Here is a 19,223-nt window from a genome sequence, read left to right on the forward strand (position 1 = left end):
TACTAACTACAGCTGGGACCGGCGACGGTTAGTCCCAGCGACCGCGAATCTCTTCGGCTGCCGCTTCCATCGCTTCGGCCGGCTCTTCGCTCTCGTTGAACACGCGCTCGAGTGCCTCCTCGAGTGGCGTGAAGACGAGGTCCATCCGTGGGTCGGCCGGCATCGGCGTTCCCATCTCGACGGTCTCGACGAAGGTATCGACGTCCTCACCGAGATCGTCGCTCTCTGCGTACTCCTGGTGGACCGGGATCAGGCCGTGTCGCTCGGCGTTGTCGACGATCACGTCCTCGTTGGTCGTGTACCACTCCGCCCAGTCGATGGTCGTCTCGAGTGTCTCCTCGTCTGCGCCGTCGAGTCCCGAGGTGAAGTACCAGACCTGAATGCCCGTGTAGGGGGTCGGCGAACCGCCGTCGACATCCGGCAACGGCGCGAGCGTCGCGTCGACACCGGCGTCACGGAAGCCACCGACCTGCCACGGTCCGTTGATCGCGAACGGCGCGTTGCCGTCGTTGAACGGGGCCATCTGTGACCCGTATTCCGGATCAGACGGCACGTACTCCCAGAGGTTCTCCTGAAGCAGTTCGAGACCCTCGATGAACTCGTCGTCTTCGATGCCGAGTTCGCCGGTGTCCTCGTGGAAGATTCGACCGCCGAACGCGTGCAAGAAGCCGCTAACGAAGTACGGGTCGACCGGTGGGTACGAGAGTCCCCACTGGTTGTTGGCAGGGTCGTGGTAGTCGTCCATGATCTCGACCATCTCCTCAAGTGTCTCCGGTGGCTCGTCGACCAGATCCGGATTGTACATGAGCGTCACCGTCTCGGACGCGTAGGGAAGGCCGTAGGTGTGACCCTCCCACTGAACTGCGTCGACGGCGTCGGCGGTGAACTCGCTCTCGAGGTCGAGATTCAGATCGCCACTGGCGTCGTAGCCGAACTCCTGGTCGTGGTAGCGGCCGAGCCAGTCGTGTGCCCACGCGAACGTTTCAGGGCCGTCACCGGCTGGAATCGCCGTCTCGAGCTGGTCTTCCATATCGGCGATGTTGTCCGCGTTGAGTTCGTTGTCACGACCCTCGTTGAACGCGTCGAGGTGCTCTTCGAGCGTCTCCTCTTCGGCGTCCTCGAACTCGTTCCAGAGCGTCGTTCCCTGGTCTTCGTCGCCGAGACATCCTGCGACCGTCAGCATCGTGGCCCCCCCGATCCCCGCGAGGACTTGCCTGCGTTGCATTGGCATGGTGGAAACAGTGATGAATTATATCTTCATATATTTAATTGTTAGGATCCAGTATCCCGGGTTGTCGACCGAAAGCGACCCGCATACGCCCGTTTCGTGCGCGCGGACTGGCTACTCGTCGGAAACGGAGACGGATGAACACAGCGACTCAGTCCAGCTCACAACCCATCGAACTGTAATTAGTGGTGTAATATTTCTTCTAACATCTCTGATTTTGGGAAAGGACTTTATGTTCGCTCACCGAACGAACACGGAAATGGCACGTGTCAGGGTCGAATCGCTCCGAAAGGAATACGACGTTGGAACGGTCGTCGCGGTCGACGATCTGAACCTCGAAATCGAGGACGGCGAGTTCGTGACCGTCGTCGGTCCCTCCGGCTGTGGGAAGACAACGACACTTCGAATGCTGGCCGGACTCGAGGAGCCAACCAGCGGTCGGATCGAGATCGGCGACGAGGACGTTACCGATGTCCACGCCAAGAACCGGGACGTCGCGATGGTGTTCCAGAACTACGCGCTGTACCCGCACAAGACCGTCTTCGAGAACATGGCGTTCGGGCTCCGGATGAGTACCGACCTCGACGCGGACGAGCGTGAACGGCGCGTCGTCGAGACGGCCGAGATGATGGATATCGAAACCTTACTCGAGGACAAGCCCGACGAGCTCTCCGGCGGACAGAAACAGCGCGTCGCACTCGGTCGTGCAATCGTCAGAGAGCCCGACCTGTTCCTGTTCGACGAGCCGCTGAGTAATCTGGACGCCAAACTCCGAACGACGATGCGAGCCGAGATCCAGCGTCTGCAGGACGAACTCGGTATTACGGCGGTCTACGTCACACACGACCAGCACGAGGCGATGACGATGGGTGACCGAATCGTCATCCTGAACGACGGCGAACTGCAACAGCAGGGTGCACCGACTGACGTCTACGAGAACCCCACGAACAAGTTTGTCGGCGGCTTTATCGGCTCGCCGTCGATGAACTTCATCGATGTCACTGTCGATCAGGTCAGCGACGGCCTCCAGCTAACCGACACCGATAGCGACTTTTCGTTTACGCTGTCCGCAGCGTACGCCACCGCGAACGACGCGGCACTCGGCATGGACCGCTACACGCTGGGTATTCGACCGGAGAACGTCGAAATCGCACGCGGCCAGCCGTCGAACACGATCTCGGCCGGTGTCGACGTCGTCGAACCGGTCGGGTCGGACAACTTCCTCCATCTCGACGTCGGCCCGGAGTTCATCGCTCGCGTGCCATCCGACGTCGATCTCGAAGCCGGTGAGACGGTTTCGATCACCTTCGACGAGTCGGACATCCACCTGTTCGACATCGAAACCGGCGCGGAAATCCTCGGTCGCGATCCGGAGTCCCAGCCGGCGACAGCGCCGTAACGGGACGGGCCGGCGAGCCGAGATCTCCGTCAAGAAACCCGCAAGACGAAGCGTTCTTTGTTCGAATCGTCTGCCAACCGCGCAGCGACGAGTCACCGGAACCACGAACGCCGAGACCCAGTCAGTCCTGTACCGGCGCGCAATCCGAGTTCATCGCTGACGCCGGCTCCTGCTCGACCGTCGCTAGCTCCGCCGCCGTCGCGAGTCGCAACGCGTGCGGCCAGCCAAGCGGTGTCGCGCTATCGGCCGTTCCGTCGTCGAAGAACTGCTCTGGAAGGTACTCCCCGTCGCGGCGGAGCTGTCCGCCCGGCTCGACGAGCGCGAGTAGCTCCCGTGCCCGCTCGTCGAACCGCGAGGCGGCCTCGTGGTCGTGTGCGGCGAGTAGCGCCCCCATCTCGGCCGCGGCGTGTGCGCCCCATGCCGTCGTCACGGACCAGATCTTCGCGTCGGCCTGCTCGTCGACGCGCCACGGATCGTCCTCGAAGCGAGCGACGCCCTCGAGTGGCCCCTCGGGATCGCGGTAGAGCCCGTCGATGGTCGTCTCGATGTGGGTTACCAGCCGGGCGAGTCGGTCAGCATCAACGCCGACGCCGCCAGCATGTTCGCTAGTTCCGCTTGTGTCTGACTGGTCACGCTCGAGTACGTCGAACTCGCGGTGGGCCGCAGCGAGCGCGAAGGTGCTGCCGTCGAGGCGGTCGTCGAGGTCGCCGTCGTCGAGTCGGAGCGCGTAGCAGCCGCGGTCAGCGACCCAGAGGTCGTCGAGTGCGCTGTAGACGGTGCGAGCCCGGTCCCGTGCGCGTTCACGGTGCTCGTCTGCGATGGGGGCGCGGGCGATCGCCGCGTAGGCCTCGAGGAACGTCGCGGCGGTGTGGGTGAACCGACCGGTCATGTTCTCCCAGGCGTTCTGGACGCGTTCCGGCAGGCCGTCGTCGGCGAGCGTCGCGTCGAGACCGTCGAGTGCGGCGACGAGCGCCTTGCGGACCTGCTCGTCGTCGGCGTCGACGGTGCGGAGGTACGTCGCGAGATAGGCGGCGACGCTCGCGGTCTGGTCAGCCTGATAGTCCGTCGAATCAGCGGCCTCCTCGACGCGGCCGTGTGCCCAGCCGGGTGCGAGCCGTCCGTTTCGCGGCCAGACGCGGTGGGGCCAGGTGCCGTCTGCGAGCTGGCTCGTGGTGTAGAAGTGTGCGCTCTGGCGGTGCCACTGCTCGAGTCCGAGGCCGGCGCGCCGGTCGGCCGCGAGCAGGAAGCCGGCGATTTCGGCGTCGTCCCGGAACCACGTGTAGCCGTAGCCGCCCGAATAGCGGTAGAACGGGTCGAATTCGGGGCCGGCAATGCGCGCGCCGGTCGGTGCACGAAGCAGACGCAGCGCCCGCAAGTCGGCGATCGGATCGGCGATATCGACGGTTTCGGCGTCGTCTGTCGCCGCTCGAACGCCCTCGAACGCGGTTTCGGCCTGCGCTTGGGCCGCCTCGAGGAGTGCATCGCGAGTTGCGTGCTCCGCAGCGCCGGCGCGGGCGCGTTTGAGCGCGCCAGTTCGTGACTCCTCACCCGCCTCCGAATCGGCGAGTAACGTCGCCACGGTCGTCGAGGCATCCGATCCCGAGAGCTCGACTTCGGCCAGTGTGATCGGGCTCAGTCGCGCCTCCTCGTACCGGCCGTCGTCCTCACCGCGAGGCAGTTCAGTCGGCTCGGACTCGAGTAGCTCCGAAAATGTCGCGGGAATCTGTCCGGTGACCTCGATGTCGGTCGCGGCGGTCAGGAAGTCGTGTTCACGGTCGTGGTGGACTTCGACGGCGTCGCCGTGGAGTAGTTGGCCGATGCGGCTGACGCGGTCTTCGGGGGCGAAGGCGACGCAGGCGTAGAGGGTTGCGTCCGGGTCGGTGTCGTCGCGCTCGTCGTCGGTAGAGAGGGAGAAGTGGGTGAGATGGAGGCGGCCGAGCGTGAGGTCGTACTGGGTAAGTGTGTGGCCGTCGACCTCGTGTGTGGTCTCCACGAGCGCCGTCTCACCGACGTAGCGCTGGTCGCCCGGTTCGTCGAGCCAGTAGAGCGTGTCGTCGAGTTCGAGACCGAACCGCGAGTGGTCGATACCAACCAGTCCCGAGAGCGGGTAGGAGTAGTCACTGAGCGCGCCGTTCGGTGCGACGTGGACGAGCCTGTCGTCGAAGCCGGAGAAGCGACCCGTCGTCGACCGGCGCTCGCCGGGGAATCGGCGGTCGTCACCCCGTGAGCGCTTGACGTCGTTCAGGGCGCTGTGAAGTTTCATCGTGACGGACGACTACAACCCCCACCGATTAAAGTTTGTTGTAAAATGTAATCTCACTTTTCGAGTTCCCGCGTGGAGGCCGTAACCGGCTTGCGAGCCCGGCGCAACCGTGAAACTTTTTCACGCACCGTCGCAATCCGTGAAGTACTGTATACTCATGGATACTGACGGGCTCGCCGACCTCCTCGAACGGTTCGGACTCTCCGAAAAGGAAATCGACACCTACCTCGCGATTCTCGACCACGGCGCGTCGAAGGCGAGTACCATCGCCGACGCCGCCGACGTCTCGAAGCGCTACGTCTACAGCATCAGTGAGGAACTCGAGAACCGTGGCTTCGTGGAGGTCGACGACCATGCCGTCCCGACCGTGATCAGACCCGTCGATCCCGAAACCGTCGTCGACCGGCTCACCCGCAGCGTCGAAGACATCGAGCCCGAACTCCGCGAGCGCTATACCGCAACCGAACGCACCGGCGAGCAGTTCGAGGTGATCAAGTCCCGCCAGACCGTCGTCAAGCGACTCGAGGAACTGCTCGCGAGCGCCGACACCGAGGTGACGCTCTCGATTCCCGTCAGCATCCTCCCCCAGATTCGATCGACACTCGAGGAGACCGTCGACCGCGGCGTGCTCGTGCTCCTCCTGCTCGGTGCGACCGGCGGCGACGAACAGGATATCGCCTCACTTGCGGGTGCGGCGAGTACGGTGCGGACGTGGGACGCGCTGGTGCCGACGATGCTCACCGTGGACCGCCAGCACGGCCTGCTCGCGCCGAGCCAGTTGCTCACGAGTTCGACGAGCGATACGCGCGCGATCGCGCTCTCACAGGAACAGCTCGTGCCGGTGCTCGCGGGCTCGTTCCTGGCGAACTACTGGCCGACCGCCGAGGAGCGCTACGTGACGACCCCGCGGGCGCTGCCCGAGACCTACGACGGATTCCGGAACGCGGTGTTTCAGATCGCACTTCACCGCGCGACGGACACGGCGCTCGAAGCAACGGTGTCGGGAACTCCCGTTGGCGACGGAGACACCTCGACCGCCCCGGGGACGCTCACCGGCCGAGTCGTCGACGTGCGTCAGAGTCTCGTTCGCCCGGAAACGTCGTCCGTTCCGATCGAGAACTCGTTCACGATCGAGGTGACAGACGAGAGCGCGGGAGAGGCCGAGCGCTACACGATCGGCGGAACCGGCGCGTTCCTCGAGGACTTCGAGGCCGAGTCGGTGACGCTCCGCGAACTGAGCGGCGAGTAATAGAGTCGCCTGTGAGTAAATTTCTTGGTGAGTGGCCAGAAAGACGGAGTCGATGTGTAGAGATGCACTCCGTAATACGTCCGTCCGAAACGACCAGCCCGGTGAAAACTATCCGTCGGGCCCACGTGGAGACACCCAATGACCGACAAACGAACCACCGAGGATCGAATCGTCGAGAGCGGCGTTATCGCCGTCCTGCGCGGCGTCAGCGAGGACCAGATCGTCTCCGTCTCACGCGCCCTCGCCGATGCTGGCGTCGAGGCACTCGAGATCACCGCCGACGGAACCCGTTCTGCCGAGATGATCGCCGACGTGGATCGTGAACTCGCGGACACCGACACCGTCATCGGCGCGGGAACTGTCCTCGACGCTGCGACGGCACAGTCGGTAATCGACGCGGGCGCGACGTTCGTCGTCTCGCCACACACCAGTCCCGAGGTCGTCCGGACGTGCAACCGCCACGGCGTGCTTGCAGCACCGGGTGTCATGACGCCGACCGAGGCCGTCACGGCGATGGAAGCCGGCGCGGATCTGTTGAAGATGTTCCCCGCCTCGACGGTCGGGCCGGGTCACATCGGTGCACTCAGCGGCCCGCTCGGCGATGTAGGTATTATTCCAACGGGTGGCGTCTCGCCCGACAACGTCGCGGACTTCTTCGACGCGGGCGCGGTCGCCGTCGGCGCGGGCGGTGCGATTCTCGACGACGAGGCCATCGAACGCGGTGACATGGAGCAGGTCCGCGAAACCGCCGAGACGTTCGTCGAGGCGGTCGAGGACGCCCGGTAGTAGTCGACACCCACGGTAGTTACTGCTGGTCCCGGACCACTGTTCACAATATGGCCGCCAGTGGCAGCGCTTGCCACAAAAATTAGTGCTGCAAGCCGTCGCGGGCGACGGTGCTAACAGTGACTGTACTGTATTGGGTCCGATACACCGACTAGCTGTTCGAACAGCAGTCGAGTCAGTACGACTGATGCAGCAACCGGTTAGCTTGATCGCCTGAGAGACTGGTCCGAGAGTGCCTCCAGCCGACGACTGAGAGTTGTACCTGATGTTCGCCGAGGGGTGCATCTCTGTCGGAATCCGAATAGGTACTGACGGTCAGACCGCGTTATTCAGAAGTTTACTACTGGAAGGGTAAATTTTTATTCCACTGGTCCCGTTGGTCGAGTATGAAAGCGATCGCTGTCGACCCAGGGGCCGGCCAACCCGCTCTCGTCGAGCGGCCACGCCCCGATCCCGAGCCAGGCGAAGCCCTCGTCCGGACGCTGCGCGTCGGTATCGACGGCACCGACCACGAGGTGATCGCGGGCCACCACGGCGATCTCCCCGACGGAGCGGACGAGCTCGTCCTCGGCCACGAAGCCGTCGGCGTCGTCGAGGATCCCAACGGGACGGCACTCGAGTCCGGCCAGTTCGTCGTGCCGACCGTGCGTCGGCGACCTGACGAGACCAACGAGTTCTTCGACCGCGGCGAGCCCGACATGGCCCCAAGCGGCGAGTACGTCGAGCGTGGAATCGTCGGCGCACACGGCTTTATGGCCGAGTACTTCACCAGTCCCGCGGAGTACCTCGTCCCGATTCCCGCGGAACTCGCACCGCTTGGCTTCCTCGTCGAACCGATCAGTATCACGGAGAAAGCACTCGAGCACGCCGTCGCGAGCCGATCCGCGTTCGAGTGGGAACCCGACTCGGCGCTCGTCCTCGGGAACGGCCCGCTCGGGCTCATCACCCTCGCGATGTTCGAGTCGGTACTCGAGTTCGACCGGACCTACTGTCTGGGTCGCCGGGATCGGTCGCACCCGACGGTCGAACTGGTTTCGGAGCTGGGCGGTACCTACGTCGACTCACGAGAGACGCCGGTTGCAGAGATTCCGGCCGAACACGAGGCTGTCGACCTGGTCTATGAGGCGACGGGACACGCAAAGCACGCCTTCGAAACGGTCGAGGCGCTCGCGCCGAACGGGGTCGGTGTTCTGCTTGGAGTGCCAGAGCCCTGGAAGTTCGAAGTCGACGGCGGTCGGCTCCATCGGGAACTCGTCTTGCACAACAAGGCGCTGCTCGGGACGGTCAACTCCCACCGCGGGCACTTCGAGGCCGCGATCGACACGCTCGCACAGCTTCCAGACTGGTTCACCGAGGAACTCGCGGCCGGAGTGTACGACCTCGAGAACTATCGGGACGCCTTCGACGCGGGGGACGAGGTCGTCAAGACTGCGATCGAGTTCGACGGCGTCTGAGTTTGGAGTGTTCGTTTGAGCGCCTGCACTGCAACGGGCGACTCGGAAACACAGACCGTCGAGGCGCGTTCGCACGCACCGGATGCAAAACTATTACTATCATAGGTGTAAGTATTCATTCCATGGGTGTAGATTACACGCGGCTCCACGATCCGAACGCCGAGTACACGATGCGAGAGCTCTCGGCGGAGACGATGGGCGTGACACGCGAGCGCGGCGGCGGCCGCGACGTCGAGATTACCGACGTGCAGACGACGATGATCGACGGCAACTTCCCGTGGACACTCGTCCGAATCTACACGGACGCGGGCATCGTCGGCACCGGCGAGGCCTACTGGGGTGCTGGCGCGCCGGAACTCATCGAGCGGATGGCGCCTTTCCTCCGTGGCGAGAACCCACTCGACATCGACCGGCTCACCGAACACCTCGTGCAGAAGATGTCCGGCGAGGGCTCGATCGGCGGCGTTACCGTGACGGCGATTTCGGGAATCGAGGTCGCACTGCACGACCTCGCGGGCAAGATTCTCGAGGTTCCCGCCTACCAGTTGCTCGGCGGCAAGTACCGCGACGAGGTCCGCGTCTACTGCGACTGTCACACCGAGGACGAGGCTGACCCGATTGCGTGTGCTGACGAGGCAGAACGCGTCGTCGAAGACCTCGGCTACGACGCCCTCAAATTCGACCTCGACGTCCCTTCGGGTCACGAGAAGGACCGCGCGAACCGCCATCTTCGCAAGCCCGAGATCGAACACAAGGCCTCGATCGTCGAAGCCATCACGGAACGCGTCGGCTCGCGGGCCGACGTGGCCTTCGACTGCCACTGGACGTTCTCCGGTGGCAGCGCCAAGCGTCTCGCAAAGCGACTCGAGGAGTACGACGTCTGGTGGCTCGAGGACCCCGTCCCGCCGGAGAACCACGATGTCCAGCGCGAAGTGACCCAGTCGACGACCACCCCAATCACCGTCGGCGAAAACGTCTACCGCAAACACGGCCAGCGCCGCCTCCTCGAAGAGCAAGCGGTCGACATCATCGCCCCCGACATGCCGAAAGTCGGCGGGATGCGCGAAACCAGGAAAATCGCCGACCTCGCGGACCTCTACTACGTCCCCGTCGCGATGCACAACGTCGCCTCACCCGTCGCAACCATGGCCAGCGCCCACGTCGGCGCGGCCATCTCGAACTCGCTCGCCGTCGAGTACCACTCCTACGAACTCGAGTGGTGGTCGGATCTCGTCGAGGAGGATGTAATCGAGGACGGCTACATCGAGATTCCCGAGGAGCCGGGACTCGGTGTTACCCTCGACCTGGATACTGTCGAGGAGCACATGGTCGAGGGTGAGGAGTTGTTCGACGAAGCGTAACACCGGCACGCTGGAACCGCTTTGCTGTTCGCTGTTAGTTAGTCGCTATTTGCTATTCGTTGCTCGCTGCTCGCTAGATGAGACGAAACCACATCGAACGAACACAGCGACTGAGATCGGAACAGCACCAGAGCGCTCAGTCAGTGACGACATCCTCGTTACCCCGCCGAAACAGCGTTTCCACGTTCTCCGGATGGAAATCCTCGGGTGATACGTCCCCATCAGCATCCATCGCCCGCGCGAGATAACTCACGCTGTTGATCAACCCCAGATGCGAGAACGCCTGCGGAAAATTTCCGAGCAGTCGACCGCTATCGGGGTCGACCTTCTCCGAATACAGCCCGAGCGGCGAGGCGTACTCGAGTACCGATTCGAAGTACTCCGTCGCGAGCTCGAGTCGGTTCGAGAGGACGAGCGCGTCGATGAGCCAGAACGAACAGAGCAGGAAGGGCTCCTCCTCGTCTTCCCGCACGTCGGTATCCACGAAGCGCACGACGAGCCCGTCGTCGGTCGCGAGCTTCTCGAGGACGGTGTCGATGGTCGACTGGACGCGCTCGTCCTCTGGCGGGAGGAACTCGTAGATTGGGATCAGGAGTGCCGTCGCGTCGACCGCCTCGTCACTTTCGAAGTGCTGGACGAAACTGCCGGCAGCCTCGCTGTAGCCGCGCGTTTCGATCGCTTCACGAACCTCGTCGCGCGTGTCTCTCCAGCGTTCGAGCGGCGCGTCGAAGTCGTTTTCCTCGGCCAGCGCGATGCCGCGGTCGAGCGCGACCCAGCACAGCAGTTTGGAGTGCAGGAAGTGACGATGTTCCTCGCGGAACTCCCAGATGCCGGCATCCGGCTGGTCCCAGTTGCGACAGACGTAGTTGATGCTCTCGATGACGGCGTCCCAGCTGTCCTCGCTCAGTCCGGCGTCCTCGTCGAACTGGACGGTTTCGTAGATGGCCTGAACGAACGTGCCGTGGACGTCGAGCTGGAGCTGTGATGCGGCACCGTTGCCGACCCGAACCGGACCCGTGTCGCGATAGCCGGCGAGATGATCGAGCGTCCGTTCGTCGAGATCGTCGTCGTGTTCGCCGTGGAGTCCGTACAGCGGGCGAATCTCGGTGGGATGGTCCGTCGCGATGCCGACGAACCAGTCGAAGTAGTTCCTGGCTTCCTGACGGTGGCCCGTATCGTGCAGCGCCTGGACGGTGAACTTGGCGTCGCGAATCCAGTTGTACCGGTAGTCCCAGGTGCGATCAGAGCCGATTTTCTCTGGGATCGACGTGGTCGCTGCAGCCGGAATCGCCCCCGTCTCGTGGTGAATCAGGAGTTTCAAGACGAGTTCTGCGCGGACGACCATCTCGTGCCAGCGCTCCGGAACCGAGTCCGCTGCGCCGTCCCGGCCGCCGATCCACTCGCGCCAGTACCGTTTGGTCTCGTCGAGCCACTCCTGATACGACGGTGACTCCGGTTGTGCTGGCTCCCGGCCACCGTACTGGACGCCGACCCAGCAGGTGTCGTCGGCCTCGAGCGAGACGGTCCCGGTCGCTCGCGCTTCCTCGTGGTCGATTTCGAGGTCGGCGTCGCCGACGTAGTGGACTGGCTGGTGGCGCTGGTCGAGCCAGTCGTCTTCATCGTCGCTGTCTTCGGTGCCGCCAGTGTCCGCCCCCTCGCCACCTTCCCGCCTCGCCGTAATACCATCCCTGACCGCCTCGAACGTCGGCGTCACTCGCGCGTACTCGAGTCGGGGTTCGAAGACGACCTGACACGCCATCGAGCCGCGGTCGCACTCGAGTCGGCGGTAGATGGCGTGTTGTGGCTGTGGGTGCTGGTCGTCTGCGTGCTGGGAGTCCGAACCGATTTGGTCGGTCCGCTGCGTAGCGTCGTTACCGTTCCGGATCGGCATGAAGTCGGTGACCGTGACCTGACCGCTCTCCGTTTCGAAAATCGTCTGCAGGACGTTCGTCCGGTCTGCATACCGGTGGCTCGACTCGTAGTCGTCAGTCACTGGTGACACGGTGAAGTGTCCGCCGTCGTCCGCATCGAGAACGCGAGCGAAGACGCTCGGCGATTCGAGGTGGGGGAAACAGCACCAGTCGATCGAACCGGCTCGGCTGACCAGTGCACACCGGTCGTCGTTGCCGATACTGCCGTAGTCGCGAAGGGGTGGATACTCGTGTTCCATCGTTGTGTTCACGTGGAAACTCTGGCACGGTGCCCGTGTTTCGGTGCCTGGGGTGGGAGGCGAACCGAGGGGACCGCGGCCAGGTGGGGTGTGGGTAGGGTGTGGGTGTGGGGTGATGACGGTTAGGCGAGGTTCCAGCGGTCGCGGAGAGTCAGTGACCCGTTGTGTTGTCACCGTTCACGCGCATAAATGTCGGCCAGCAGCGGCCGGGTGTGGCGAGTAACGAGCGCCTACACGAGTTATCGGGCATCCAAGAGAGTGAGAACAATGGCGTGCTGGCCGGCGTTTTATGGCCCTCGTCACGGTGGAACGTCTACGATGGGACGACAACGACAGCACGAACTCTCACGGCGGCGACTCCTTCGAGCGGGCAGCAGCGCCGCAGTCGTCGGGATCAGCGCCGGAGCAGGTGTCGGCACCGGCGGCGCTGATAGAGTGGCGACACGCAGACTGCAGGACGACACCGCAGACGACGAGAACGGCGAGGACAGCGACGATCCGTTCGACGCCGGCGGCCCCTACGCTGACGTCTACGACGATATCATCGACGACGTCGTGCTGGTGACCGTCGTCGGCTCGGACGATCCGTTCGACGACGACCCCGGCGGCATCGGTTCCGGCTTCGTCGTCGGCGATCACGTCGTCACCAACGCCCACGTCGTCGGAGAAGCCAGCACCGTCGAACTCCAGTTCCGTGACGAACAGTGGCGCGAAGGCGAGGTAGTCGGCACCGACAGTCACAGCGACCTCGCCGCGATCGCCGTTGATGACCTCCCGGATATCACGGACGGACTCTCGTTTACGGCTGACGACCCGGTGATCGGCCAGGAGGCCCTCGTCCTCGGGAACCCGCTCGGACTCGACGCCTCGCTCTCCCAGGGAATCGTCAGCGGCCTCGACCGCCAACTGCCGAGCCCGACCGGTTTTGCCATTCCGGCCGCGATCCAGACCGATGCGCCGGTCAACCCGGGCAACAGCGGCGGCCCGCTCGTCTCGCTGGACGGCGAGGTCCTCGGCGTCGTCTTCGCCGGTGCCGGCCAGACCATCGGCTTCGCAATCGCCGCACAGCTCGCAGACCGCGTCATCCCGGCACTCGTCGAAGACGGCGAGTACGAACACCCATACATGGGGATCGGCGTCTCGGCGGTCGGACCGCAGGTTGCCGAGGCGAACGACCTCGAGGAAGCCCGCGGCGTTCTCGTCTCCGAAGTCGTCCCCGATTCGCCGGCAGACGGTGTCCTCGAACCGATCGACGGTGAGACAATGATCGACGGCGACCCCGTCCCGATCGGTGGCGACGTGATCGTCTCGATCGGTGACGAAGACATCCCGAACGAGGCGCGTCTGACTTCCGTCCTGGCACTCGAGACGACCCCCGGCGAAACAGTCGAACTCGAGGTCATCCGCGAGGGCGAGTCCCAGCAGGTGGAGGTGACACTCGAGGAGCGACCGGATGTCGACCTCCCATAGCGACGGCAACGGACGACTGACAGACGAGGACGAGCAGATCATCACCGGATCCGACAGCCACCACCAGAACTGACAAAACTCCACACCACCCATGACACAACTCGGCTACAAACTCATCTGCGAGGAGCACGGCCCGACCGACCTCACCCAGTACGCCACCCTGGCCGACCAGTCCGCGTTCGAGTTCGCGATGATCTCGGACCACTTCCACCCCTGGACCTCGACGCAGGGCGAGAGCCCGTTCGTCTGGAACGTCATCGGCGCAATCGCGCAGGCGACCGACGACCTCCGGCTCGGCACGTCCATCACCTGTCCGATCATTCGATACCACCCCGGACTCATCGCACAGGCGGCCGCGACGGCGGGCGTCCAGCTTCCCGGCCAGTTCTTCCTCGGCGTCGGCACCGGCGAGAACTTGAGCGAGCACGTCTTCGGCGACCGCTGGCCGCCACACGCGATTCGACTCGAGATGCTCCGCGAAGCCGTCGACCTCATCCGCACCCTCTGGGAAGGAGAAACGACGAGCTACCGCGGCGAGTACTACACTGTCGAAAACGCGCGCCTCTACACGCTGCCCGACGAACTGCCGCCGATTCCGATTGCGGCCGACGGGCCGAAAACGGCACGCGCAGCGGGCGAGATCGGCGACGGACTCGTGGCCGTCGCGCCGGACGAAGAACTCGTCGAGGCGTTCGAAGACGGCGGCGGCAAGAACAAGCCGCGATACGCTGAGATCGATGTCTGCTACGCCGAAGACGAGCAGGAAGCTATCGAAACCGCCCACGAAATCTGGCCGCAGGCGGCGCTTCCTGGCGAACTGCTCTGGGAACTCGCGACACCCGCTCACTTCCAGCAGGCGACCGAGGCCGTTTCCGAGGAGGACATCGCCGACCTCGTCGTCTGCGGGCCAGATCCCGACGCGCACATCGAGACGATTCAGGAGTACGTCGACGCCGGCTTCGATCACATCGCGATCCACCAGATCGGCTCGAATCAGGCCGAGTTCATCGAGTTCTACGAGGAAGCAGTCATTCCCGAAATCGACTGAGACGGGCTACTGCCAACACAGCCCACAAAACGGTCCACGAAACGGTCGGCCCGCCACGAAGCAGTCGGCTCGCTACTCTTCAGTCTCCTTCTCGAGTTCGGCTGCCTCCTCACCTTCCTCGCCTTCCTGCTCGTCCTGCTCGCCACGTTCGTCCCGCCTCGGTGCGCTCTGGGACCCAACGTCGGTACTCCCCTCGTCGACCTCGTCCGGATCGCGGTCGATGCGCTCGAGTTCGTCTTCGATCTCCGCCTTGCGCTCTGATTCGTACTCGTCTGCTCGATCGGTGTTGTCTTCTGCCATACTCCGACTTCAGCCGCGGGTCGTTTGGACGACCGGCCGTCGAGTGCAACGTCGGGTCGCTGTTGTCGGCGGTCGGTACTCGAGTACACGCGGGTTCAGCCGAGTACCACAGACGATTGCTCGGAAAACACGAAAGACAGATAAAAGTCCCCGCGTTGTGAACAGACAAATATGGACGTTCCCTACGATCTCACCTCGTACGTTCGGGTGTTGAAAATGGCGACGACACCCACCACCCAGGAGTTCCTTCAGGTGTCGAAGATCGCCGGTGCAGGCATCCTACTGGTCGGATTCATCGGCTTCATCATCGGCGGCATCATGCTGTTGCTGACCGGTACTGGTGGTGTCTAATGGGTATATTCGCTGTCAAAACGACGGCGAGCCAGGAGCGCACCGTCGCGGAGATGATCATCAACCGCGAGGAACCCGAGATTCACGCCGCGCTCGCGCCTGACTCGCTGACCTCGTACGTGATGGTCGAAGCTGAGGGCAGTGCCGTCCTGAACCGGGTACTCGAGGACATCCCCCACGCGCGCAGCATCGTCCCCGGCGAGTCCGATATTTCCGAAGTCGAGCACTTCCTCTCGCCAAAGCCGGACGTCGAGGGCATTGCAGAGGGAGACATCGTCGAACTCATCGCCGGCCCGTTCAAGGGCGAGAAGGCACAGGTCCAGCGCATCGACGAAGGCAAGGATCAGGTGACGGTCGAACTCTACGAGGCGACGGTCCCGATTCCGGTGACAGTTCGCGGCGACCAGATCCGCGTGCTCGACTCCGACGAGCGATAGCGCGCCGACGAGCGAGACGGCGTCTCCGTCAGTCAGTCACCAGTTACCAGTCAGACAGTTCGTTCTGATCTGTGAATTATAACTACTCCTGCACATCGGAGCCGATCGACTCCGGATCAGCCACATCTGCAACTGTCTCCAGTAACTCCTCGCGCTCGCGTACGTCGGCCGAATTCGCACCGTAGGCGCGCACGTACTCCGCGCGGCTGTGTTCCGTGAACGTGTGGCGAATCGCGAGATACCCATCGGGAACGAGTGCGTCACAGATTTCGCACTCGAGATGGTCGTGTGCCGTCGCCTGATGGGTGACAGCCGACTCGATGTCGCCGAAGACGTCGCCGCAGCCGTCGATCTCGCATTCCCAGGCTAGTCCCGTTCCCATTCGTCTTCGCGTCGAACTGGACGGGCCGCCCTAATGGTCTTTTCGTAGTACACGTGACGGAATAGACAGGTTCGAATCCAGTGACCGGCCCCATAGCGAATCAGAATTCATAACTCTCCGGTCGTGAAACGAGCAGTCGTGAGTGATGGAGTGTCGTCTCGGGTCGACTGTCACGTGAAGGTGCTCGACGAAACCGTCGTCGAGCGCGCCACGCGAGCGGGACTCGACGTGATCGTCTACGCACCGCACTTCCAACGGCTGCCAGAGATTCGGGAAACGGCCACACGGTACTCGAGTGACGAACTGCTGGTCGTCCCCGGTCGCGAGGTGTTCACCGGCCCCTGGTCCAACCGCAAACACGTCCTCGCGATCGGACTTGAGGAGCCGGTTCCGGATTTCATCACACTCGAGGCGGTGATGACCGAGTTCGACCGACAGGACGCGACGGTGCTCGCCCCGCACCCAGACTTCCTGAACGTGAGTCTCTCGCCGGCCGACCTGCGCCAGTACCGTGAGACGATCGACGCCGTCGAGATTTTCAACCCGAAACACCTGCCGCCACACAACCGACGGGCGCGGCGGCTGGCGGAGGAACTCGAGTTGCCGCCGTTCACGTCGTCGTATGCACACCTGCCGAGTTCGGTGGGTGTGGCCCACACGACGTTCGAGACGGCGATCGAGTCCGAGGCGGAGCTCTGTGAGGCGTTCGAGGACGACGCTCCACGACAGATTGTCCGCTCGAACGGGCTCGACCGGTGGCTGACGACGACGGCGGAGTTGCTCCATCTCGGGTACGAGAACACGTGGAAGAAGGCGGAGCGGCTGTTTCTCTCGGGGACGGAGCCGACGCATCCGGACCACATCGCCTACGACGGGCGGTTCGACGACGCGGCGGTGTACTGATCACGGTTCGTCCGATTGAAGTCCCACAGACAGCCTGTTCTTCCGAACGAATGCGCGGTGTGAGCGCGAGAAGTGGGTGCCGAGCAGACGGAGTACTCGAGTACGAGAGGAGATCGGTCAGTAGTGTCCGATACGAGATCCGTCAGTAGTCCTCGAGTGTCTGTGCGACACGATCCCAGTGGCTCCCACGCCAGAAGTACTGCCCGCACGAGCGACAGCGCCAGACGGCCCTCGAATCGGTCTCCTCGTCTTCGCCACCGTCGTCGTCGGCTGGGCCCTCGACCGGATCCGGCGCATACTCGGGCGTCTCCGCCGACGGATCGACGCGCTCGAGTACCCCGTTGCACCGCCCGCAGTACGAGGGCTCAGCTGCGAGTTCGAGTTCCACACCTGCCTCACTGAGTTCTCCCAGTTGTTCTTCCACCTCGAGTGCCGTCAGCAGAATTGCGTCGTCCGCTCGGCCTGCGAGTTCGGTATCTCTCGTGACGAGCGTGCGGCCTTCCGTCTCCGCGGCGGCGAGCAGGTCGTCGTCGGACTCGAGTACCGGTTCGCGGTCACCCGCGTAGACCGTGTCGTAGTCGCACATCCGTAAGTAGGCGACGAGCCCGCCGCACATGGTGTCGAGGAGGAATCGCATGGGTCGAAAGGAACGCCTGGGTGCGCGCTCAGTGCAGGAACGCCCGCAACTCCGAGAGCTCCCACGTGTTGATCACGTCCGCGGGCTCGGCCCAGCCCCGGCGCGCCGTGTGGACGCCCCAGCGCATATACTCGAGTGTCGACGGCCGGTGGGAGTCCGTGTTGACGGCGATCACTGCGCCCTCGTCGATGGCGGCCTGGACGGCGCTCCCCCAGAGGTCGAGGCGGCGTGGGTTAGCATTGACCTCGAGTGCAGTGTTGTGCTCGGCGGCAGCCGCACCGAGCGCGCTCGCGTCGAAGTCGAGACCGGAGCGCTCGTTCAGCATGCGGCCGCTGGGGTGGCCGAGAACGTCGATGGCTGGATTTTCGACGGCGGTGATGAGCCGGTCGGTCGCTCGTTCGGCGTCCTGGTCGAGCGCGCTGTGGGTCGAGGCGACGATAACATCGAGTGCGTCGATGACCTCCTCGGAGAGGCCGATCTCACCTTCGGCGTCGACGTTTGCCTCGATGCCGGCGAAGACGGTGATCTCGCTCTCGTCGTCGACCGCGCGGATTGCCTCGACCTGCTCCAGAATTTCGGCGTCCGAGAGCCCCATGCCGCCGACGATGCCGGGCCCCTCTGCGTGGTCGGCGATACCAAAGTAGTCGTAGCCCCGGTCCTCGGCGGCCGCCACCATCGCCTTGATCGAGGTGTTGCCGTCGGACCACTCGGTGTGGCTGTGGAGGTCGCCGCGGATGTCCTCGCGCGTGAGCAGGTCCGGCAGGGCGTCGTTCTCGGCGGCCGTGATCTCGCCGCGGTCGGTCCGCAGCTCCGGCGGAATCCACGGCAGCCCGAGTGCGTTGTACATTCCCCCCTCGGTCTCGCCGGCGATGCGTTCGCCGACGCGCTGGCCCTCGTCTCCGTCTTCGAGGTCGCTGACGTCGAAGACGCCGTACTCGTTGACCTTCAGGTCGCGGTCGATCGCGTAGTTACGGAGCCGGACGTTGTGGTCCTTGCTTCCCGTAAAGTACTGCAGCGCGGAGCCGAACTCGTCGGGGACGACCACGCGGAGGTCGACGCGACTCTCGCCGATTCGCACGCTCGCCTTCGCTGGGCCGGACTCGATTTCGCTGTCGACCGAGTCCCAGCCGACGAACTGCTCAATGACGGTTTCGTTCTCGTTCGTCGCGACGAGTACGTCCACGTCGCCGATGGTCTCGCGCCAGCGCCGGATCGAGCCCGCCACCTCGCAGCGCTCGACGACGTCGAGCGACTCGAGAAAGGCGAGCACGTCGTCGGCGAGCGGGCGGGCCTCGCCGAGCAACTGCCGCTGGCCGACCTCGCGTGCGAACTCGATGTTGTCGCGGATGTTTTCCTCCGTCTTCGGACCGAAGCCCTTGACCGCCTGAATCTCGCCGGCCTCGGCGGCGTCCTCGAGATCGTCCAGCGTTTCGATCCCCAGTTCGCGGTACAGTTTGCCGGCCGTCTTGGGGCCGACGCCCTCGATTCGGGTGATGTCCGCGATGTCGATCGGGAGTTCGGCTTTGAGTTCCTCCAGTTCCTCGATCTCGCCGGTCTCGACGTACTCGACGATCTTTGCGGAAATCGCGTCGCCGACGCCGTCGATTTCGTCGAGAATCTCCTCGTCGCCGTCTGCAACCCGGTCACCGATCGGAACGGGATGGGCACGAATGTTCTCAGCCGCACGGCGATACGCGCGGGGTTTGTACTCCACGTCGTCGGCCTCGAGCAAGTCGGCGAACTCCTCGAAGCGGCCGGCGAGTTCGGCGTTGGTCGCCACCGTGA

General features: G+C 64.0%; 17 protein-coding genes. 10 read left to right on the top strand and 7 right to left on the bottom strand.

Going from position 1 to position 19,223, the window contains the following annotated elements:
* Window positions 1-28 precede the first annotated feature (28 nt).
* Window positions 29-1,225: an extracellular solute-binding protein gene (locus C483_RS03955; protein WP_193787497.1), complete on the bottom strand. Its 1,197-nt coding sequence runs from the start codon at window positions 1,223-1,225 to the stop codon at window positions 29-31.
* A gap of 262 nt (window positions 1,226-1,487) precedes the next feature.
* Between C483_RS03955 and C483_RS03960 the strand changes: the two genes are divergently transcribed.
* On the top strand, window positions 1,488-2,627 hold the full coding sequence (locus C483_RS03960; protein WP_006652062.1) for an ABC transporter ATP-binding protein: 1,140 nt from the start codon (window positions 1,488-1,490) through the stop codon (window positions 2,625-2,627).
* 121 nt (window positions 2,628-2,748) lie between these two features.
* Here the strand turns inward: C483_RS03960 and C483_RS03965 are convergent, their stop codons facing one another.
* Window positions 2,749-4,890: a hypothetical protein gene (locus tag C483_RS03965; RefSeq protein WP_006652063.1), complete on the bottom strand. Its 2,142-nt coding sequence runs from the start codon at window positions 4,888-4,890 to the stop codon at window positions 2,749-2,751.
* A 157-nt stretch (window positions 4,891-5,047) separates the two neighbouring features.
* Here C483_RS03965 and C483_RS03970 point away from each other — a divergent pair, with 157 nt between their 5' ends.
* The 4 genes from C483_RS03970 to C483_RS03985 all read left to right on the top strand — a co-directional run bounded on the left by C483_RS03970 (window position 5,048) and on the right by C483_RS03985 (window position 9,740).
* A complete protein-coding gene (locus C483_RS03970; protein ID WP_006652064.1) occupies window positions 5,048-6,139 on the top strand; it encodes a TrmB family transcriptional regulator in 1,092 nt (363 codons plus the stop codon).
* A 138-nt stretch (window positions 6,140-6,277) separates the two neighbouring features.
* On the top strand, window positions 6,278-6,925 hold the full coding sequence (locus tag C483_RS03975) for a bifunctional 4-hydroxy-2-oxoglutarate aldolase/2-dehydro-3-deoxy-phosphogluconate aldolase (protein WP_006652065.1): 648 nt from the start codon (window positions 6,278-6,280) through the stop codon (window positions 6,923-6,925).
* Window positions 6,926-7,311: 386 nt separating this feature from the next.
* The gene (locus tag C483_RS03980) at window positions 7,312-8,379 is read left to right on the top strand and encodes a glucose 1-dehydrogenase (protein ID WP_006652066.1); all 1,068 of its coding nucleotides are present in this window, start codon (window positions 7,312-7,314) and stop codon (window positions 8,377-8,379) included.
* Between the two features lie 122 nt (window positions 8,380-8,501).
* Window positions 8,502-9,740, top strand: coding sequence for a mandelate racemase/muconate lactonizing enzyme family protein (locus tag C483_RS03985; protein WP_006652067.1), 1,239 nt, complete (start codon window positions 8,502-8,504; stop codon window positions 9,738-9,740).
* Window positions 9,741-9,876: 136 nt separating this feature from the next.
* Here C483_RS03985 and C483_RS03990 read toward each other — a convergent pair whose 3' ends face one another.
* The gene (locus tag C483_RS03990) at window positions 9,877-11,910 is read right to left on the bottom strand and encodes a glycoside hydrolase family 15 protein (protein ID WP_006652068.1); all 2,034 of its coding nucleotides are present in this window, start codon (window positions 11,908-11,910) and stop codon (window positions 9,877-9,879) included.
* A gap of 318 nt (window positions 11,911-12,228) precedes the next feature.
* Between C483_RS03990 and C483_RS03995 the strand changes: the two genes are divergently transcribed.
* Both C483_RS03995 and C483_RS04000 read left to right on the top strand, forming a co-directional pair.
* On the top strand, window positions 12,229-13,380 hold the full coding sequence (locus C483_RS03995; RefSeq protein ID WP_006652069.1) for a S1C family serine protease: 1,152 nt from the start codon (window positions 12,229-12,231) through the stop codon (window positions 13,378-13,380).
* 91 nt (window positions 13,381-13,471) lie between these two features.
* The gene (locus C483_RS04000; protein WP_006652070.1) at window positions 13,472-14,428 is read left to right on the top strand and encodes a TIGR03557 family F420-dependent LLM class oxidoreductase; all 957 of its coding nucleotides are present in this window, start codon (window positions 13,472-13,474) and stop codon (window positions 14,426-14,428) included.
* A 72-nt stretch (window positions 14,429-14,500) separates the two neighbouring features.
* Here C483_RS04000 and C483_RS04005 read toward each other — a convergent pair whose 3' ends face one another.
* Window positions 14,501-14,728, bottom strand: a complete 228-nt coding sequence (locus C483_RS04005) for a hypothetical protein (protein WP_006652071.1) — start codon at window positions 14,726-14,728, stop codon at window positions 14,501-14,503.
* Between the two features lie 171 nt (window positions 14,729-14,899).
* Between C483_RS04005 and C483_RS04010 the strand changes: the two genes are divergently transcribed.
* Together C483_RS04010 and C483_RS04015 are read left to right on the top strand one after the other, a co-directional pair.
* Complete coding sequence (locus tag C483_RS04010; protein WP_006652072.1) at window positions 14,900-15,079, top strand: protein translocase SEC61 complex subunit gamma; 180 nt, start codon at window positions 14,900-14,902, stop codon at window positions 15,077-15,079.
* On the top strand, window positions 15,079-15,516 hold the full coding sequence (locus C483_RS04015; protein ID WP_006652073.1) for a transcription elongation factor Spt5: 438 nt from the start codon (window positions 15,079-15,081) through the stop codon (window positions 15,514-15,516). Before C483_RS04010 ends, C483_RS04015 begins: the two co-directional genes overlap by 1 nt.
* An 82-nt stretch (window positions 15,517-15,598) precedes the next feature.
* On the opposite strand, the gene C483_RS04020 is transcribed toward C483_RS04015, so the two are convergent.
* Entirely contained in the window at window positions 15,599-15,898 is a 300-nt protein-coding gene (locus C483_RS04020) for a DUF7565 family protein (protein WP_006652074.1), read from the bottom strand.
* A gap of 150 nt (window positions 15,899-16,048) precedes the next feature.
* Here C483_RS04020 and C483_RS04025 point away from each other — a divergent pair, with 150 nt between their 5' ends.
* Complete coding sequence (locus C483_RS04025) at window positions 16,049-16,801, top strand: PHP-associated domain-containing protein (protein WP_006652075.1); 753 nt, start codon at window positions 16,049-16,051, stop codon at window positions 16,799-16,801.
* A 142-nt stretch (window positions 16,802-16,943) separates the two neighbouring features.
* Here the strand turns inward: C483_RS04025 and C483_RS04030 are convergent, their stop codons facing one another.
* Window positions 16,944-17,438 carry a Mut7-C RNAse domain-containing protein gene (locus C483_RS04030; RefSeq protein WP_006652076.1) on the bottom strand — a complete coding sequence of 165 codons (495 nt, stop codon included), beginning with the start codon at window positions 17,436-17,438 and terminating at the stop codon, window positions 16,944-16,946.
* A gap of 28 nt (window positions 17,439-17,466) precedes the next feature.
* Window positions 17,467-19,218, bottom strand: a complete 1,752-nt coding sequence (gene polX / locus C483_RS04035) for a DNA polymerase/3'-5' exonuclease PolX (RefSeq protein ID WP_006652077.1) — start codon at window positions 19,216-19,218, stop codon at window positions 17,467-17,469.
* Between the last annotated feature and the right edge of the window lie 5 nt (window positions 19,219-19,223).

This window comes from Natrialba hulunbeirensis JCM 10989, assembly GCF_000337575.1.
Taxonomy (GTDB): domain Archaea; phylum Halobacteriota; class Halobacteria; order Halobacteriales; family Natrialbaceae; genus Natrialba; species Natrialba hulunbeirensis.

Coding starts and splice junctions, on each gene's coding strand:
- C483_RS03960 (WP_006652062.1), top strand. CDS start 1,488: ATGGCACGTGTCAGGGTCGAATCGCTCCGAAAGGAATACGACGTTGGA.
- C483_RS03995 (WP_006652069.1), top strand. CDS start 12,229: ATGGGACGACAACGACAGCACGAACTCTCACGGCGGCGACTCCTTCGA.
- C483_RS04030 (WP_006652076.1), bottom strand. CDS start 17,438: ATGCGATTCCTCCTCGACACCATGTGCGGCGGGCTCGTCGCCTACTTA.
- C483_RS03985 (WP_006652067.1), top strand. CDS start 8,502: ATGGGTGTAGATTACACGCGGCTCCACGATCCGAACGCCGAGTACACG.
- C483_RS03970 (WP_006652064.1), top strand. CDS start 5,048: ATGGATACTGACGGGCTCGCCGACCTCCTCGAACGGTTCGGACTCTCC.
- C483_RS03955 (WP_193787497.1), bottom strand. CDS start 1,225: ATGCAACGCAGGCAAGTCCTCGCGGGGATCGGGGGGGCCACGATGCTG.
- C483_RS03965 (WP_006652063.1), bottom strand. CDS start 4,890: ATGAAACTTCACAGCGCCCTGAACGACGTCAAGCGCTCACGGGGTGAC.
- C483_RS03980 (WP_006652066.1), top strand. CDS start 7,312: ATGAAAGCGATCGCTGTCGACCCAGGGGCCGGCCAACCCGCTCTCGTC.
- C483_RS03990 (WP_006652068.1), bottom strand. CDS start 11,910: ATGGAACACGAGTATCCACCCCTTCGCGACTACGGCAGTATCGGCAAC.
- C483_RS04010 (WP_006652072.1), top strand. CDS start 14,900: ATGGACGTTCCCTACGATCTCACCTCGTACGTTCGGGTGTTGAAAATG.
- C483_RS03975 (WP_006652065.1), top strand. CDS start 6,278: ATGACCGACAAACGAACCACCGAGGATCGAATCGTCGAGAGCGGCGTT.
- C483_RS04000 (WP_006652070.1), top strand. CDS start 13,472: ATGACACAACTCGGCTACAAACTCATCTGCGAGGAGCACGGCCCGACC.
- C483_RS04020 (WP_006652074.1), bottom strand. CDS start 15,898: ATGGGAACGGGACTAGCCTGGGAATGCGAGATCGACGGCTGCGGCGAC.
- C483_RS04005 (WP_006652071.1), bottom strand. CDS start 14,728: ATGGCAGAAGACAACACCGATCGAGCAGACGAGTACGAATCAGAGCGC.
- C483_RS04015 (WP_006652073.1), top strand. CDS start 15,079: ATGGGTATATTCGCTGTCAAAACGACGGCGAGCCAGGAGCGCACCGTC.